The sequence below is a fragment of the Streptomyces sp. NPDC004284 genome (assembly GCF_042874035.1).
Taxonomy (GTDB): domain Bacteria; phylum Actinomycetota; class Actinomycetes; order Streptomycetales; family Streptomycetaceae; genus Streptomyces.
Window position 1 is genome coordinate 176,336 of the sequence record NZ_JBIAMJ010000007.1, and the last position, 16,042, is coordinate 192,377.

The 16,042-nt window shown below is 75.1% G+C and carries 17 protein-coding genes; 11 read left to right on the forward strand and 6 right to left on the reverse strand.

Annotated elements, in window-relative coordinates:
• The first annotated feature begins 28 nt into the window (after positions 1–28).
• Together ACFYUS_RS20090 and ACFYUS_RS20095 are read left to right on the forward strand one after the other, a co-directional pair.
• Positions 29–607: a methylated-DNA--[protein]-cysteine S-methyltransferase gene (locus tag ACFYUS_RS20090; RefSeq protein ID WP_388853471.1), complete on the forward strand. Its 579-nt coding sequence runs from the start codon at positions 29–31 to the stop codon at positions 605–607.
• A gap of 148 nt (positions 608–755) precedes the next feature.
• Positions 756–2,048, forward strand: a complete 1,293-nt coding sequence (locus ACFYUS_RS20095) for an MFS transporter (RefSeq protein ID WP_388853474.1) — start codon at positions 756–758, stop codon at positions 2,046–2,048.
• A 62-nt stretch (positions 2,049–2,110) separates the two neighbouring features.
• Here the strand turns inward: ACFYUS_RS20095 and ACFYUS_RS20100 are convergent, their stop codons facing one another.
• Positions 2,111–2,467 carry a cupin domain-containing protein gene (locus ACFYUS_RS20100; RefSeq protein ID WP_388853477.1) on the reverse strand — a complete coding sequence of 119 codons (357 nt, stop codon included), beginning with the start codon at positions 2,465–2,467 and terminating at the stop codon, positions 2,111–2,113.
• A 275-nt stretch (positions 2,468–2,742) separates the two neighbouring features.
• Between ACFYUS_RS20100 and ACFYUS_RS20105 the strand changes: the two genes are divergently transcribed.
• Positions 2,743–3,702 (forward strand): pseudouridine-5'-phosphate glycosidase, encoded by a 960-nt coding sequence (locus ACFYUS_RS20105; protein ID WP_388853480.1) that lies wholly within the window; start codon positions 2,743–2,745, stop codon positions 3,700–3,702.
• Positions 3,699–4,607 carry a carbohydrate kinase family protein gene (locus ACFYUS_RS20110; RefSeq protein ID WP_388853483.1) on the forward strand — a complete coding sequence of 303 codons (909 nt, stop codon included), beginning with the start codon at positions 3,699–3,701 and terminating at the stop codon, positions 4,605–4,607. Before ACFYUS_RS20105 ends, ACFYUS_RS20110 begins: the two co-directional genes overlap by 4 nt.
• A gap of 167 nt (positions 4,608–4,774) precedes the next feature.
• Here ACFYUS_RS20110 and ACFYUS_RS20115 read toward each other — a convergent pair whose 3' ends face one another.
• A complete protein-coding gene (locus tag ACFYUS_RS20115) occupies positions 4,775–5,410 on the reverse strand; it encodes a uridine kinase (RefSeq protein ID WP_388853486.1) in 636 nt (211 codons plus the stop codon).
• Between the two features lie 116 nt (positions 5,411–5,526).
• On the opposite strand from ACFYUS_RS20115, the gene ACFYUS_RS20120 reads away from it, so the two are divergent.
• From ACFYUS_RS20120 to ACFYUS_RS20130, 3 genes are read left to right on the forward strand one after another with little or no spacing between them, the layout of a single operon-like run.
• A complete protein-coding gene (locus tag ACFYUS_RS20120) occupies positions 5,527–5,943 on the forward strand; it encodes a glyoxalase (RefSeq protein WP_388853489.1) in 417 nt (138 codons plus the stop codon).
• 46 nt (positions 5,944–5,989) lie between these two features.
• Positions 5,990–6,742 (forward strand): SDR family NAD(P)-dependent oxidoreductase, encoded by a 753-nt coding sequence (locus ACFYUS_RS20125; protein ID WP_388853492.1) that lies wholly within the window; start codon positions 5,990–5,992, stop codon positions 6,740–6,742.
• A gap of 26 nt (positions 6,743–6,768) precedes the next feature.
• Positions 6,769–7,116 carry a MerR family transcriptional regulator gene (locus ACFYUS_RS20130; protein WP_388854131.1) on the forward strand — a complete coding sequence of 116 codons (348 nt, stop codon included), beginning with the start codon at positions 6,769–6,771 and terminating at the stop codon, positions 7,114–7,116.
• A gap of 85 nt (positions 7,117–7,201) precedes the next feature.
• Here the strand turns inward: ACFYUS_RS20130 and ACFYUS_RS20135 are convergent, their stop codons facing one another.
• Positions 7,202–7,831, reverse strand: coding sequence for a winged helix-turn-helix transcriptional regulator (locus ACFYUS_RS20135; protein WP_388853495.1), 630 nt, complete (start codon positions 7,829–7,831; stop codon positions 7,202–7,204).
• 90 nt (positions 7,832–7,921) lie between these two features.
• Here ACFYUS_RS20135 and ACFYUS_RS20140 point away from each other — a divergent pair, with 90 nt between their 5' ends.
• The 3 genes from ACFYUS_RS20140 (at position 7,922) to ACFYUS_RS20150 (ending at position 10,362) form a co-directional block, all read left to right on the forward strand.
• Positions 7,922–9,133, forward strand: a complete 1,212-nt coding sequence (locus tag ACFYUS_RS20140; protein WP_388853498.1) for a pyridoxal phosphate-dependent aminotransferase — start codon at positions 7,922–7,924, stop codon at positions 9,131–9,133.
• A 67-nt stretch (positions 9,134–9,200) separates the two neighbouring features.
• Entirely contained in the window at positions 9,201–9,659 is a 459-nt protein-coding gene (locus tag ACFYUS_RS20145) for a hypothetical protein (protein ID WP_388853501.1), read from the forward strand.
• Positions 9,660–9,672: 13 nt separating this feature from the next.
• On the forward strand, positions 9,673–10,362 hold the full coding sequence (locus ACFYUS_RS20150) for a DUF2293 domain-containing protein (RefSeq protein ID WP_388853503.1): 690 nt from the start codon (positions 9,673–9,675) through the stop codon (positions 10,360–10,362).
• 47 nt (positions 10,363–10,409) lie between these two features.
• On the opposite strand, the gene ACFYUS_RS20155 is transcribed toward ACFYUS_RS20150, so the two are convergent.
• From ACFYUS_RS20155 to ACFYUS_RS20165, 3 genes are all read right to left on the reverse strand, one after another.
• The gene (locus ACFYUS_RS20155) at positions 10,410–11,189 is read right to left on the reverse strand and encodes a chaplin (RefSeq protein ID WP_388853506.1); all 780 of its coding nucleotides are present in this window, start codon (positions 11,187–11,189) and stop codon (positions 10,410–10,412) included.
• A gap of 127 nt (positions 11,190–11,316) precedes the next feature.
• Positions 11,317–12,597 carry an SWIM zinc finger family protein gene (locus ACFYUS_RS20160; protein WP_388853509.1) on the reverse strand — a complete coding sequence of 427 codons (1,281 nt, stop codon included), beginning with the start codon at positions 12,595–12,597 and terminating at the stop codon, positions 11,317–11,319.
• A complete protein-coding gene (locus ACFYUS_RS20165) occupies positions 12,594–15,434 on the reverse strand; it encodes a DEAD/DEAH box helicase (protein ID WP_388853511.1) in 2,841 nt (946 codons plus the stop codon). Before ACFYUS_RS20165 ends, ACFYUS_RS20160 begins: the two co-directional genes overlap by 4 nt.
• A 190-nt stretch (positions 15,435–15,624) precedes the next feature.
• On the opposite strand from ACFYUS_RS20165, the gene ACFYUS_RS20170 reads away from it, so the two are divergent.
• Positions 15,625–15,960 (forward strand): hypothetical protein, encoded by a 336-nt coding sequence (locus ACFYUS_RS20170; protein WP_388853514.1) that lies wholly within the window; start codon positions 15,625–15,627, stop codon positions 15,958–15,960.
• Positions 15,961–16,042 lie beyond the last annotated feature (82 nt).

A 16,042-nucleotide genomic window follows, 5' to 3' on the forward strand; every position in this document is an offset into this window, starting at 1 on the left:
TGTCGGTGGCGGGCCGTACCGTGGGCGCATGGACATCGATGCGGGGGCGGGTGCGGGGCCGGCCGGCGGGGAGCGGGCCGTCCCGGTGGAGTGGACGGTCGTGGAGAGCGCCATCGGGCCGCTCTTCCTCGCCGCGACCGGGCGGGGGCTGGTGCGGGTCGAGTTCCACGCCGACGCGGCGCGGCGGGAGCGGATGCTCGACCGGCTGGCGGGGCAGCTCGGCGCCGAGCCGGTGGAGTGCGCCTCGGGCCGGCTCGCGGAGCCGGTACGGCGGCTCGACCGGTACTTCGCGGGCGAGGTCCGAGACTTCGGCCTGCCGCTGGACTGGAGCCTGACGACCGGCTTCAACCGGCAGGTGCTGCGCGAGCTGGCGGCGAGCGTTCCGTACGGCACGGTCGTCGGGTACGGGGAGCTGGCGAGGCGCGTGGGGCAGCCGGGCGCGGCGCAGGCGGTCGGCGCGGCGATGGGCACCAATCCGCTGCCGGTGGTGGTGCCGTGCCACCGGGTGGTGGAGAGCGACGGCGGGCTCGGCGGCTTCGGGGGCGGTCTGGAGACGAAGCGACAGCTGCTGGCCCTGGAGGGCGTGCTGCCGACACCGCTGTTCTGAGCACCGGCGGGCGCCGTGGGAGGAGGCGGCGGGCAGAGAGGAGCCGGCGGGCGCCGTGGGAGGAGGAGGCGGGCAGAAGAGGAGCCGGCGGGCGCCGTGGATGGAGGGGGCGTTCCCATCAGTTGGGACGGCTGGCACACTCACGTAAGTGACTCAGACCCCTCGCGCCCCTGACGACGTCAAGCCCGAAGACATATCCCTCCCCGTCTCCCCCGCCGAGCTGCCGGCGCTCCGCCGGCGCGTCCAGGCCGTGCTGATCGCCACCCAGATCCTGGGAGGCCTCGGCATCGCCATCGGCGTCGCCCTCGCCGCCGTCCTGGCCAGGGACGTGAGCGGCACCGAGGCGCTGTCCGGTCTGGCGTCGACGGCGACGGTGGCCGGCCCGGCCCTGCTCGCCATGCCGCTGGCCGCGCTGATGGCCTCGCGGGGGCGCAGGGCGGGGCTCGTCCTCGCGTATCTGCTCGGGGCGCTCGGCGCCGGCGTGGTGGTGCTCGGGGCGGTCGTCGACAGCTTCCCGCTGCTGCTCGTCGGGCTCGTCGGCTTCGGCGCCGGGTCCTCGGCGAACCTGACGGCCCGCTTCGCCGCCGCCGACCTCGCCGAGCCGGACCGCAGGGCCCGGGCCATCTCCACGGTGGTGTGGGCGACCACGATCGGCGCGGTGCTCGGCCCGAACGTCGCCGCGCCCGCCGGAAGGAGCGTCTCGGGCCTGGGGATTCCGGCCACGGCCGGCCCCTTCGTCTGGGCCGCCGGTGTCTTCGTGCTCTCGGCCGCCGTCGTGGCCGTGCTGCTGCGCCCGGATCCGCTGCTCACCGCACGTGCGCTGGCGGACGCCGGGCCGGGCGAGGCGGCGGAGGGCCGCTCGCTGCGGGCCGGGATGGACGCGGTGCGGAAGTCCCCGCGGGCCCGGCTCGCCCTGGTCACCGTCGCCGGTTCGCACACCGCCATGGTGTCGATCATGTCGATGACGCCGGTGGCGCTGACCCATCACGGCGCGGACATCCAGCTGATCGGGCTGGTGATCAGTGGTCACATCGCGGGGATGTACGCCTTCTCGCCGCTGATGGGCTGGCTGTCCGACCGGCTGGGCAGGCTGTCGGTGATCGGGCTCGCGGTCGGGCTGATCGGTGCGGCGGCGCTCGTCGCGGGCACCGCGGGACCGTCCCACGGCCGGACCGCCCTGGGGCTCGTCCTGCTCGGTCTGGGCTGGTCGGCGGGGCTCGTGTCCGGTTCGGCGCTGCTCACCGACTCGGTGCCGCAGGCCGCGCGGGCCGCCGTGCAGGGGCTCTCCGACTTCGTCATGAACACCGCCGCCGGGCTCGGCGGCCTCATGGCGGGCCTGATCGTCTCGCAGGCGGGCTACGGACCGCTGAACGCGATCGCCGCCTGCCTGCTGCTGCCGATGGCCGCGCTCGCCCTGCGGAGCGCCCTCCGGAAGGCCTGACCGGGAGGTCGCCCGCCCGTGTCCGCACCACGCGGCACGGGCGGGCCCGGAGGCGCTCGGAGTCAGAGGCTGATGTGGTACGCCTTGCGCAGGGTCTCGTGGACGGTCCAGGTCGTCCGGTCGCCCTCCCGCAGCACACAGGCGTCGCCGGGGCCGATCTCCAGGGTGTCGCCGCCCTCGACGGCGACGGTCGCGCGCCCGGAGACCACCACGAAGAGCTCGTTGGCCTCGGTGTCGGTGACGACGCCGGGCGTGATCTGCCAGATGCCGCGCAGCTGCTTGCCGTCGGCCGACTCCCACAGCACCTTGCCCGTCACCTCGGGCGTGCCGGAGACGATCTGGCTGGGGTCGAGGGGCTCGACTTCGAGCTCCGCGTCGGGGATGTGCACGGCGAAGGAGGGCACGTCATGAGTGGTCATGGGCGGTGACTGTAGCGGGGGTCCGGGGGCACTCCGAGGCCGGGACCTGCTGGAAGAACAGCCTCCGTTTCGGCTCCTACCAGGCGTGCTACCGAGAACCCCCTTCGGCGACGAAATCCGCACCGGCCCTCCGGCACGGCGCCCCAAGGGTGCCCCGGCCGTCTTCGCCGTCTCCGCCGGTCGGCCCGTCGCGGATTCCGCAGGCGGCCCCCGGCGCGTGGCAGGAGCTCGCCAACGAGGTTTGCGGGGCCGGTGAGCGCGCCAAGGAATGGGACATGTCCACACAGGTGTCCGAAGAGGTACGGGAGGCGCTCCACGAGGGCCGGCCCGTCGTCGCGCTGGAATCGACGCTCATCGCCCACGGCCTGCCGCGCCCGCGCAACCTCGCCGTGGCGGCGGAGCTGGAGGAGTCGGTACGGGCCGGGGGTGCCGTCCCCGCCACGATCGCGGTCGTCGACGGCACGGCCAGGATCGGCCTCGACCGAGCGGCGCTGACCCGGATCGCGGAGGACCCGTCGGTGCGGAAGCTGGGCCACCGCGACCTCGCCCCGGCGCTGGCGACCGGGGCCACCGGCGCGACGACGGTCTCGGCGACGGCCTGGCTCGCTGACGCGGCCGGCATACGGGTGTTCGCGACGGGCGGGCTCGGCGGCGTGCACCGGGAGTGGAGCGAGACGCAGGACGAGTCCGCCGACCTGCGGCTGCTCGCCCGGGTCGGGATCACCGTGGTGTGCGCCGGGGTCAAGTCGATCCTGGACGTGCCCGCGACGCTCCAGCGCCTGGAGACCCTCGGGGTGACGGTCGTCGGTTACGGCACGGAGCACTTCCCCGGCTTCTACCTCTCCTCCTCGGGCGAGCCCGTCGACTGGACCCTGCGGACGCCGGAGGAGGTGGCGGGGGTGATACGGGCGCAGGACGGTCTCGACGGCCCCCGGTCCGCGCTCGTCGTGGCCAACCCGGTGCCGGTGGCCGAGCAGCTGGATCCCGCACTGCACGACCGGGTGCTCGCGCGGGGCCTCGCGGCGGCGAAGGAGAAGGGGATCACCGGGCAGGCGGTGACGCCGTTCCTCCTCGAATACCTGATGGTGCACACGGAAGGGGCGTCCCTGGAGGCCAACCTCGCGGCGGTACGGGGCAACGTGCGGCTCGCGGCGAGCGTCGCGGGAGCGTACGCGTCGGGGACGGGGCCCGGCGGCGCGGCGGCTCCGGGCATACCCGGCGCCGACGGCCGGTGACCCGGGCCGGGGGCGCGCTGCTGGTCGTCGGGGACGTGGTCACGGACGTCGTCGCCCGGCACCGGACCCCGCTGGCCCCCGCCACGGACACGGCGGCGGAGATCCGGACCCTGCCGGGCGGCGCCGGGGCCAACGCGGCCTGCTGGGCGGCGCGTTCGGGCCTCGGCGAGGTGCGGCTGCTCGGCCGGGTGGGGACGGACGCGGCCGGCTGGCACGAGCGGGCGCTGCGGCGGGCGGGCGTGCGCCCCCTGCTCGTGCCGGACCCGGACGCGCCGACGGCCACGGTGATCGCGCTCGTGGACGGCTCGGCGGAGCGCACCTTCCTGACCGACAGCGGCGCCGCGCTGCGCCTCTCCCCCGCCGACTGGTCCGCGGGTCTCCTCGACGGCGTGGCCCGGCTGCACCTCTCGGGGTACCTGTTCTTCGCCGCGACGAGCCGCGAGACGGCCCGCCGGGCGCTGCGGGACGCGCGGGAGGCGGGCGTCCCCGTGAGTGTGGACCCGGCCTCGGCGGGGTTCCTGGCAGAACTGGGGGCGGACCGCTTCCTCGCGGCGGCGGAGGGCGCCGAGACGCTGCTGCCCAACGCCGACGAGGCCCGCTCACTCACCGGCCGCGTCGAACCGGAGTCGGCTGCCGCGGAGTTGAGCCGGCGCTTCCCCCTGGTCGTGGTCACGCTCGGAGCCGCGGGCGCGCTGGTCGCCGAGGGCGGCGCGATCACCGCCCGGGTGGCGGCGCCCCCGGCGCGGCCGGTGGACTCCACGGGCGCGGGCGACGCCTTCACCGGGGCGTTCCTGGCCGCACGGCTCGCCGGCGCGGACGCGGTGCGAGCCGCCGAGGCGGGCTGCCGCGCGGGCGCGGAGGCGGTCACCACCGTGGGCGGCAGACCTCCGGAGGCCCCGGTCTGACCGACAGGCCCCAGAAGGCCCGTCCCGACCTGGCAGACCTCCGGAAGGACCCCGCCCGACCTGGCAGACCTCCGGAAGGACCCCGCCCGACCTGGCAGACCTCCGGAAGGACCCCGCCTGACCGGCAGGCTCCCGAAGGCCCCGGTCTGACCGGCAGCGCGCACCTCCTACGGCCGGAGTCCCGTCCAGGCCGGGTGGCGTGGGTCGTCGGCGCGGACGACGGCGTCCGCCGCGTCGGTGGGGCCGACCTCCATCTCGTACCGGGCGAAGGCGGGCAGGGTCCAGGACTCCTCCGTGCGCCGGGCGAGGGCGCCGGGCGAGAGGCGCAGGTGCACGGTGAGGTCGAAGGGGAACCAGTGGCCGAGCAGGAAGGTCCCGTGCAGCACGAGCACCCCGCGCGGCGGCAGCGTGACGTAGGGGCTGCGGGTCGCGCGGTCCGTGACCGGGTCCCACAGGTCGGGCAGCACACGCCCGGTGCCGCCGGGGTCCAGCGGCCCGAAGACCTCCCGCCACAGGGCCCCGGTGTCGGTCCACCCGCTGTAGTACGCGTCGGGGTCCTGCTTCCCGTACTCGTACCGGAGGGAAGCGGGCCGCAGGAAGCCGCCGGTGCTCACGACCTGGACGGCCCGCCCGCGCGTGCGCAGCGCCTCGGCGAGGAGCCCGGCGAACTCGCCCCCGGGTGCGGCGGGCGGGCCGTCGATGCCCACCTTGAGCCAGTCGTCGCCCGCCGCGGCGGGCGACGTGTCGAGGTGGCCGGCGAGCGTCTCCGCCAGCCGGTCCCAGGTGATCGCCTCGTATCGCATGACGCCCATCCTGCCTGCCGCACCCACCCCTGACGTGTACCGGCCGACATCTTGGGCCGTACGGTGACCTGGCCGCGCGACCGCACGGCACCCACGGAGGAGAGGACTGGTTCCCCATGAGCCGGCGTCAGGAAGCCCTGCCCTACGAGACCACGGAGGCGACGACGCCCTTCGGCCTCGGGCTGCACCACGTGCAGCTCTCCCTGCCGCCGGGCGAGGAGGAGGTGTGCCGCGGCTTCTACGTGGACGTCCTCGGCATGACCGAGATCCAGAAGCCCCCGGTGCTCGCGGCGCGCGGCGGCCTGTGGGTGCGCTCGGACGCGCTGGAGATCCATCTGGGCGTCGAGGAGGACTTCCGGCCGTCCCGGAAGGGCCACCCGGGCATCCTGGTCACCGACCTCGACGGCCTGGCGAAGCGGCTGACCGGCCTGGGCACCGAGGTGACGTGGGACGACGACTTCCCGGGCCACCGGCGCTTCTACGCCGCGGACTGCCACGGGAACCGGCTGGAGTTCCTCTCCCCCGAGCACTGAGCCGGGCTTGACCCTGTCACTGGCGTCAGGGTTCGACCATCGGGTCATGGACACCACCACACCCACCAGTGTCGTCGTCGTCACGGGCGCGGGCACCGGCATCGGCCGGGCCACCGCCCGCTCCTTCGCCGGGCAGGGGGCGACGGTCGTCGCCGTCGGCCGCCGGGCGGAGCCGCTGCGGGAGACCGCCGAAGGGCGTCCGGGCATCCACCCGTTCGCCGCGGACATCACGGCGGAGGGCGCGGCCGAGGAGATCGTCCGGGCCGCCCTTGCGGCCCACGGCCGGCTCGACGTCCTCGTCAACAACGCCGGGATCTCGGCCGGCGGTCCGCTCGGCACCCTCGACCGTTCCGTGATGACCCCGCTCCTGGAGACGAACCTCGTCGCCCCCGTCCTGCTCACCCAGGCGGCCGTCCCCGCGCTCCGGGAGTCCCGGGGCGTCGTGGTGAACGTGACGACGACGATCGGCCAGCGCGGCTGGCCCGCCAACTCCTTCTACCCGGCGACCAAGAGCGCCCTGGAGACCCTGACCCGCTGCTGGGCGGTGGAGCTCGCCCCGGCCGGCGTCCGGGTCGTGGCGGTCGCGCCCGGCGCGATCGAGACCCCGATCGTGGACCACATGGGCCTCTCCCCGGAGCAGCGGAAGGCGGTGCGGGCGTGGCAGCTCGCGCACACCCCGCTGGGCCGGGTCGGCAGGCCCGAGGAGGTCGCCTGGGCGATCACCTCGCTCGCCGCTCCGGACGCCGCCTTCCTGACCGGCACGGTCCTGCCCGTCGACGGGGGCGCGCTGGTCTCGTGATACGACTGCGCGAGGAGGTGGCGTCCTTGCGCATCGGCGAACTGGCCCGGCGGACCGGGGTGTCGGCCCGCGCGCTGCGGCACTACGAGCAGGCGGGGCTGATCACATCGGTCCGCGCGGCCAACGGGTACCGGGTGTACGAGGAGATCGCCGTCGCGCGGGTGTCGAACATCCGGTACCTGCTGGACGCGGGGTTCACCCTGGACGACGTGTCGGCGTTCCGTACGTGCCTGGACGGGGACATCTCGGCGGTCCCGCCGTCCGCCCGCGCCCTGGAGATCGCCCGCGAGCGCCTCGCCGTGATCGACGCGCGCATCGCGGCGCAGACGGCGGCCCGCGACCGCCTGGCGAAGGCGCTGGCCGCACAGTCCTGAACGCGGTCCCGCACCGCGCAGTCCTGAACGCAGGCCCGCACCGCACAGTCCCGCACCGCGCAGTCCCGAGCGCGGGCCGTCGGACTCAGGCCGGTGCGACGACCGGCGCGGGCCGCTCCAGCACGGCGCGGCCCGACTCGACCGCCTCGCCCAGCGTCAGCTCCCCCGCGGCGAGGGCCCGGCAGGTCGCCGCGTCGGTCCGCAGCCGGGCGTCGGGGGCGTCCACCGCCCCGTCCCCGTAGGCCACGGCCCCGTCCGCCCCGATCCGTACGTGGAACTCGCCCTCGTCGAGGGTCACTTGGACGACCCCCGCGCCGAGCTCCGCCAGTGCCCCGAGGAGCGGGATCGCGTACCAGTGGGCGCGGACGGCGTCGGTGGGCCGCGGTTCTCCGAGGTCGGGCGCGCCCCAGGCGGCGAGGGTGCGCAGGACGGGCAGCAGGTCGCGTCCGCGCGGGGTGAGCTCGTACACGGACGCCGAGGCGGGCGGGGGCAGTCGGCGCCGGGTGACGAGCTCGGCGCCCTCCATGTCCTTGAGGCGGCCGGCGAGCATGTCGGTGCTGACGCCGGGGAGGTCGGCGTGGAGATCGGTGTAGCGGCGCGGCCCGGCGAGGAGTTCGCGGACGACGAGCAGGGTCCAGCGGTCGCCGACGAGGTCGAGGGCGCGCGCGGCGGCGCAGTGCTGGTCGTAGCTGCGGCGGCGTGGCTGACGTGGCATGCGACGCAGTCTAGACATGTTGTTGGACTTTCCAAGCTCGAACTTGGTAAAACCAAGCAACACTGATTCCGGGGACCTGGGAGGTCGGACATGGAGTTCCGGCAGTCGAGCAAGCTGAACGAGGTCTGTTACGAGATCCGCGGCCCGGTCATCGAGCACGCCAACGCGCTCGAGGAGGCGGGCCACAGCGTCCTGCGCCTCAACACCGGCAACCCGGCGCTCTTCGGCTTCGAGGCGCCCGAGGAGATCGTCCAGGACATGATCCGGATGCTCCCCAAGGCCCACGGCTACACCGACTCGCGCGGCATCCTCTCCGCCCGGCGCGCGGTCGCCCAGCGCTACCAGTCCATGGGCCTGCCGGAGGTGGACGTCGACGACGTCTTCCTCGGCAACGGCGTGTCCGAACTGATCTCGATGGCCGTCCAGGCCCTCCTGGAGGACGGCGACGAGGTCCTCGTCCCCGCCCCGGACTACCCGCTGTGGACGGCGGTGGTCACGCTCGCGGGCGGCAGGCCCGTGCACTACCTGTGCGACGAGTCCGCCGACTGGTACCCGGACCTCGACGACATGGCCTCGAAGATCACCGACCGCACCAAGGCCATCGTCGTCATCAACCCGAACAACCCCACGGGCGCCGTCTACCCGAAGGAGGTCCTGGAGGGCATCTTCGAACTCGCCCGCCGCCACGGCCTGATGGTCTTCGCCGACGAGATCTACGACCAGATCGTCTACGACGAGGTCGTCCACCACCCGGCCGCCTCCCTCGCCCCCGACCTGGTCGTCCTCACCTTCGGCGGGCTCTCCAAGACCTACCGGGTCGCGGGCTTCCGCTCCGGCTGGCTGGTCGTCACCGGCCCCAAGCAGCACGCGAAGAACTACCTGGAGGGCCTCACCATGCTGGCCTCCATGCGGCTCTGCCCCAACGCCCCCGCCCAGTACGCCATCCAGGCCGCGCTCGGCGGCCGGCAGTCGATCCACGAGCTCACCGCCCCGGGCGGCAGGCTGCGCGAACAGCGCGACCGGGCCTGGGAGAAGCTCAACGAGATCCCGGGCGTCTCCTGCGTGAAGCCGAAGGGCGCCCTGTACGCCTTCCCGCGCCTCGACCCCGCCGTGCACAGGATCCACGACGACGAGAAGTTCGTCCTCGACCTGCTCCTGCGGGAGAAGATCCAGGTCGTCCAGGGCACCGGCTTCAACTGGCCGCGCCCGGACCACTTCCGCATCCTGACCCTGCCGTACGCCGACGACCTCGACGCCGCCATCAGCCGCATCGGCCGTTTCCTGAGCGGCTACCGGCAGTGACGTCCGGCCCCTCAGCTGTCATGATCTGGAGGTCTGAAGGCCGAGGGGAACGGGAGGGCGGCCGGTCATGGATGCGGCGCTGATAGCCGTGGCGGGAACCCTGTTGGGCGTCGTCTTCACCCACTGGTTCCAGGGGCGGGCCACCGAACGCACGGCCGCGCTCGCCCGCACCGAACAGCTCCGGCAGGAACGGATCGCGACCTACAGCGCCTTCGCCGGCGCCGTCGTCGACTACCGGCACAGCCAGAACGACCGCTGGTTCCGGGCGCGCCAACAGCCCGGATCCGAGGAGGCGGAGGAGTCCCGGCACGCCTCCTACCGGCAGCGCACCGCCGCCCGGCAGGCCCTCTTCCGCGTCCAGTTGGTCTGCGACGACCCGGAGGTCCGACGGCTCGCCGAGGCGGCCTTCGTGGATTCCCACTGCATGCACGAGGCGGTCGACGAGGCGGACCGCGCCCACCGCTCCGAGCAGGCCAAGCAGGCGCTCGCCGTGTTCATCGCCGCCGCCGCTCCCGGCGTCCGCTGACCGGGGGGCCTCCGTGGACCTCGTCGCGCCCGTCGTCGTCGAACCGCTCAAGCGCCGCCGCTGCTCGGAATGCCACCGGGGGCCGCTGGAGCGGATGATCGTCGAGTTCAACGCGCCGGTCTGCCTGGACTGCGCCGACCTCGGCCATCTGGTCTTCCTGAGCCGGGGCGACACCGCCCTCACCCGCCGCGCCCGGGAGGCCAGCACGCTCTGGGCCGTGGTCGTACGGCACAACCGGCGCCGCACCCGCTACGAGCGGCAGGGCCTGCTCGTCGAGGAGGCCGCCCTCGCCGCGGCGGAACGGGCCTGCCTGGCGGACGCCGAGGCGCGGGCCGCGCGGCGGGCCCGGGACGCGGTGCGGCGCGCGGCCCGCGACGCCGATATCACCGAAGGCCTCCGGACGGAGATCCTGCGGCTCTTCCCGTCCATCCCGGCGGACCGGGCCACGGAGATCGCCGTCCACGCCTCGGCGAAGGGCAGCGGACGGGTGGGGCGCACGGCCGCGGGCCGCTCGCTCGACCGCGGCGCGGTCACCGCCGCGGTACGAGCCTCCGTACGGCATGTCGACACGCCGTACGACTCCCTGCTGATGCAGGGGGTCCCCCGGCACCAGGCCCGGACGAGGATCGCGCCCGCCGTCGAGGCGGTGCTCCGGACCTGGCGCCAGGACGGCGGGGCCGTGAGCGGCCTGGGACACGGCTGACGGCTCGGGCGTCAGCCCGCGTCGGCCGGGCCGCGAGGGGCGGACCGTCAGGCCTGGTCGCCGGTGCGGCGGCCACGGCGGTACAGCAGGGCGCCGCCGAGGAGCAGCGCGGCGCTCGCGGAACCGGCGTAGCCCATGGTGTCCGAGCCCGTGGAGGCCAGCGAGACCCTGCTCGTCTCGGCCTGCGGGGCGGGGGTCACGGTCTCGGCCTGCGGCACCGGCACGTTCCGCACGGGGGTCTGCGGGCGGGGCGTCGGCGTCTCGATCGGCTGCTGGGGCTTGGCCGGGCCGTTCACCGCGGTGTTGCCGATGGCCGGGTTGAGCAGGCCGACGACGTTGACCGAGTTCCCGCTGATGTTCACGGGGAGGTCGACGGGCAGCTGGATGCCGTTCCCGGAGAGCACGCCGGGGGATCCCTGGGCGTGGCTCTCGGCGGTGGACCCGCCGCCGTTGGAGGCGCCGCCCCCGTGGGAGCCGCCGCTGTGGGAGCCGCCGGCCTGCTCCCCGCCGCGCGGGGTGCCGGGCTGGTCCTTGTGGATGCCGCCGCCGCTCTCGTCCCCGTAGCCTCCGGTCTCGCGCTCGGCGGAGCGGTTGGCACAGCTGTTGCCCGCGGCCGGGTTGAGCAGCCCGACGACGTTGACCGTGTTGCCGCAGACGTTGACCGGCACGTGCACCGGCAGTTGCAGCGTGTTGCCGGAACCGACTCCCGGCGAACCGACCGCGGCGCCCTGGGCGCCGGCGTCTGCGTGCGCGGCGCCCGCCGAGAGGGCGAGCGCTCCACCCGTGACCAACAGTGTGGCCAGACCACTTCGGCGAATCTGCCTCATGGCTTCCTGCCTTCCGGAGGTGTGCACGGGCAAGTGCCCGTACCCGAATCAACGCGACAAACGTGCGTGCCGGATCCGGCCGTTGACGGGTTTCACTCCATCGAGTGGGACTCGTGCGGATGTCCGGTCATCGCCCCAGGAGGTCGGTGAGGGCGCCGACCGGGTCCGGGTCGGGGGCGCCGCGCGGCCACCAGTCCTCACGGCCGGCGTCCGACTCGTACCCGTACCAGAGGCCGTCCCGGCCGAGCCGGAGCTGGAGGGACTCCCCGGAGAGCCGGTTGCGCCAGGGGCGGAACGCCGGGAAGTCGGCGGCGAGCAGCGCGGGTCTGGCCCGGTCGAACGGCCCGGCCGGCGGGTCCCAGGGCTCTTCGAGGACGGCGAGGCCCGCCTCGCCGCCCTGGCGCCAGGCGGCGACGGCGCGGGCGAGGTCCGTGGGCGTGCGGTCGAGGGCGTGCGCCAGGTCGCGGTAGAGGGCCCGGGAGGAGGCGGTGAGTCCGGAACCGGGGTGCGCGGCGGCCAGCCGGACCGCGTCCTGCCAGGGGGTGAGGGCGGCGACCGGGTCGCGGCCGGTGGCGAGGAAGGCGTGGGCGCGGGCGGCGGCCTCGGTGGCGAGGAGGTCGAGGGCGAGCGGATCGGGTGCGTCCGGGTCCGGCGGGAAGACGGCCGGGCGACCGGGCCGGTCCGGGACCGGCAGCTCGGGCGGCAGCGGCGGGAGCCCGGGCCCGGTGGCCGCGTCGAGCGCGATCCGGGCGGGGACCGTGGGCATCGGCGGGGCGGCCGCGCCCGTCTCGGCGGCGGCCCGGGCGGCATTGCGCCGGGTGAGTTCGGCGAGGAGTTCCTGCTCGCCGCGGCCGCGCATCAGGAAGAGGACGAACGGGTCCTCGTCGAGGAGCCGGGCGGCCTGGTAGCAGAGGGCGGCGGCGTGCTTGCAGGGGTAGCCGTCGTCCGGGCAGGAGCAGTCGGGGACGAGGTCGCCCGGCGCGGGCAGCAGTCCGGTGACCGCCTCCAGGGCGTGCGGCACGTCCTTGTCGAGGAGGGCGGCGATGTGGTCGGGGCGGGCGGCGGCCTCGTCGAGGAACCTCTCCCAGCCGTCGTCGCCGAGGGTCCGCATCCTGATCTCGGTGCGGTACGGGCGGGGCCGGCTGCCGTGGACGTAGGCGACGACCCGGCCGGGGGTGACCGTGATCGCGTCGACGTGGCCGCGCCCCGCGTACGCCTTGCCGCGCGCGAGCCGGGCCGCGTCGAGGGCGGTGTCCTCCAGGGCCGCCACCCAGGCGTTCCCCCACCAGGTGGCGGCGAACCGGCCGTCGGGGGCCGAGCGCGGCGCGACCTGCGGGAAGCTGCGGCGGCGGTCGTCGTGGCGGGGGGCGGCGCCCCGCGCGGCCCGCGTGCCCCGGGCGTGGTTCACGAGGGCCTCCTCAGGGACACCAGGTCGGCGAGCTCCCGGTCGGTGAGCTCGGTGAAGGCGGCCTCGCCGGAGCCGAGGACGGCGTCCGCCAGGGCCCGTTTGGCGCGGAGCATCTCGGCGATGCGGTCCTCGACGGTCCCCTCGGCGACGAGCCGGTGGACCTGCACCGGCTGGGTCTGCCCGATGCGGTAGGCCCGGTCGGTGGCCTGCTCCTCGACGGCCGGGTTCCACCAGCGGTCGTAGTGCACGACGTGGCCGGCCCGGGTGAGGTTGAGGCCGGTGCCCGCGGCCTTCAGGGAGAGCAGGAAGACGGGGACCTCGCCGGCCTGGAAGCGGTCGACCATCCGCTCCCGCTCGGCCACCGGGGTGCCGCCGTGCAGGAGTTGGGCCGGGATGCCGCGCGCGGCCAGGTGGTCGGCGAGGAGCCGCGCCATCGACACGTACTGGGTGAAGACGAGCACGGACCCGTCCTCGGCGAGGATCGTGTCGAGGAGCTCGTCGAGCAGGGCGAGCTTTCCGGAGCGGCCGGCGAGCCGCCCGGTGCCGCTGCCGCGCGGGGCCTGCTCCTTGAGGTACTGCGCGGGGTGGTTGCAGATCTGCTTGAGAGAGGTCAGCAGGCTCATGACGAGGCCCCGGCGGGCCATGCCCTCGGCCTCCTCGATGCGGGCCATGGTCTCGCGGACGACCGCCTCGTAGAGCGAGGCCTGTTCCCGGGTGAGGGCGACGGGGTGGTCGGACTCCGTCTTCGGCGGCAGTTCGGGGACGATGCCGGGGTCGGACTTGCGGCGGCGCAGCAGGAAGGGCCGCACGAGCCGGGCGAGCCGCTCGACGGCCTCCGCGTGCTCGATCTCCTCGTTGTTCTCCACGGCCCGGGCGTGACGGGAGCGGAAGGCCTTGAGCGGGCCGAGGAGACCGGGGGTGGTCCAGTCGAGGAGCGCCCAGAGTTCGGAGAGGTTGTTCTCCACCGGGGTGCCGGTGAGGGCGACCCTGGCGGGCGCCGGGATCTCGCGCAGCGCCTTGGCGGTCGCCGAGAACGGGTTCTTGACGTGCTGCGCCTCGTCGGCGACGACCATCCCCCACTCCCGCTCGGCCAGCCGGGCGGCGCTGGTGCGGAGGGTGCCGTAGGTGGTGAGGACGAAGCCGCCCTCGGTGCCGCCGAGGTCCCGGTCGGCGCCGTGGAAGCGCCGGACGGGCACGTCGGGGGCGAACTTCGCCACCTCCCGCTGCCAGTTGCCGAGGAGGGAGGCCGGGCAGACGACGAGGGTGGGGGCGCGGCGGGCGCGGCGCAGGTGGAGGGCGATGAGGGTGACGGTCTTGCCCAGGCCCATGTCGTCGGCGAGGCAGCCGCCGAGGCCGAGCGAGGTCATCAGGTCCAGCCAGGCGAGGCCGCGCAGCTGGTAGTCGCGCAGGGTGGCGGTGAGTCCGGCCGGGGCCTGCACGTCCTCGGGGCCGGCCAGGAGCCGGTCGCGGAGCGCGGCGAGCGCCCCGACGGGGACGGCGGGGACGGACTCGCCGTCCACCTCGGCGGTGCCGGTGAGCGCGGCGGCGAGGGCGTCGACCGGTTCGAGCAGGCCGAGTTCGCGCTTGCGCGCCTTGCGGACGAGGGCGGGGTCGACGACGACCCACTGGTCGCGGAGGCGCACGATGGGCCGGTGGGCCTCGGCGAGGAGGTCCATCTCGCGCTCGGTGAGCGGATCGCCGTCGAGGGCCAGCTGCCAGTTGAACCGCAGCAGTTCCTGGCTGTCGAAGAAGGAGGTGCCGTCGGTGGCGGAGCCGGGCGCGGCATGGGCGGGGCGGACGACGGCCGAGGCGCTGAGCGAGCGGGCGAGTTCGCGCGGCCAGTGGAGGGCGACCCCCGCGTCGGCGAGCCGGGCGGCGGCCGGGCCGAGCAGTTCGTACAGCTCGTCCTCGGTGACGGCGAGGACGTCGGGCACGTCCCGCTCCAGGAGCCGGGCGAGCGGGGACCAGACGCGGGCGGCCCGGCGCAGGGCGAGGACCGCGTCGATCCGGGCGCGGGGCCCGAAGTGGTCGCCCTCGCCCGCCCACAGGTCCGTGGCGTCGATGACGAGGGTCGGGTCGGCGAGGCTGTGGATCTGGAGCAGCGCGGCGGCGGCGTGACGGTCCCCGCCTTCGCCCGTGCCCGCGCTCTCCGTGGTGTCGAAGAGTTCGTACGGCGACAGGTCGAGGCGCAGCGAGACCCGCACCCCCGCGTCCATCCCGGCCGCCGCCTCGGCGGCCCAGGCACGCGCGCGGGGCAGGTGCTGCGGGGCACGCGCCGCGAACGGCGCGCCGACCGCGTGCGCGGCGGCCGGGGTGCGGGGCAGCGTGTCGGCGACCGCGTCGAGGAACGCCCGCACGAGGGCCTCGGGCTCGGGCAGCCGCAGCGGACCGCGCCCCGGCACCGGCACCGCGTACCCCTCGTACGGCAGGGCGGCGGCGACGGCCCGCAGATGCGCGATGTCCTCGGCGTCCAGGGGGCCGGCCCGCCATGCGTCCAGGTCGTCGGCGGTCAGTCCTGGCAGCAGCCGCCCGCGCGCGGCCAGGTGCAGGGCGTGCAGGGCGGCGGCGCCCCAGCCGGCGGTGGCGGGGTGCGCGGCCGGATGGTGACGGGCCGCGACGAGATGCGGCAGGGCGGCCTCGACGGGCAGGATCACGGCGGGCACGGACCGCCCCCGCGCTCCGCTGCCGTGCCGCCGGGCCACGGTCAGCTCCGCCTGCTCCGCCCCGCCCGCCTCCGGCAGCTCACCGCCGTCGGGGGCCCAGAAGGCGACCCGGCCGTCCCGGGGAAGGGCGGCCGGCAGGAAGACGGCGGCGCAGGTCGTCCAGGTGTGTGCCACGGCTCCGCTCTCCTCCCCCTCGGTGTCGTGTCCCGACCCCGTGTCGTGTCCCGACCGGACCTCCGACCTTACGGGTGGGGTCTGACAACGGGTGTCGGGCGGTTCCCCCGAGCGGCCCAACAGCGGATGACAGCGGCCCCCACGGGCGCGCATGGTGGCCTCAGACGACACGACAGAAGAGGATTCCGCCATGTCCGTTCGCCGGCGTCTCACGACCGCCACCGGGGCCGTGCTCCTCACCCTCGCCGTCGCCGGCTGCTCGGGCCTCGGCCGCAGCGCCGTGGGCACGATCACGTACGAGACGCAGCGTGACCTCCTGGTGACCGTGACCAGCCCCTCCGTGAAGGGCTGCCACCGCCTGGCGCCCTCGGGCGTCACCAAGGTCGAGAACAACTCCCTGAACGACATCGTGATGTACCGGACCCGCGACTGTACGGGCGGGAACTCGATCTACGTGCCCTCCGCCACCGGGGACAAGATCGCCCCGGACACCCTGCCCTGGCGCAGCTACAGCGTCGTCCACTAGTCGGGGCGTGCCGCGAGGCGCGTGTTCCGTTTCCCCCACCCCGGGTACATGCTGGAAGGGACCTCGGGGATCCGAGGGGAGA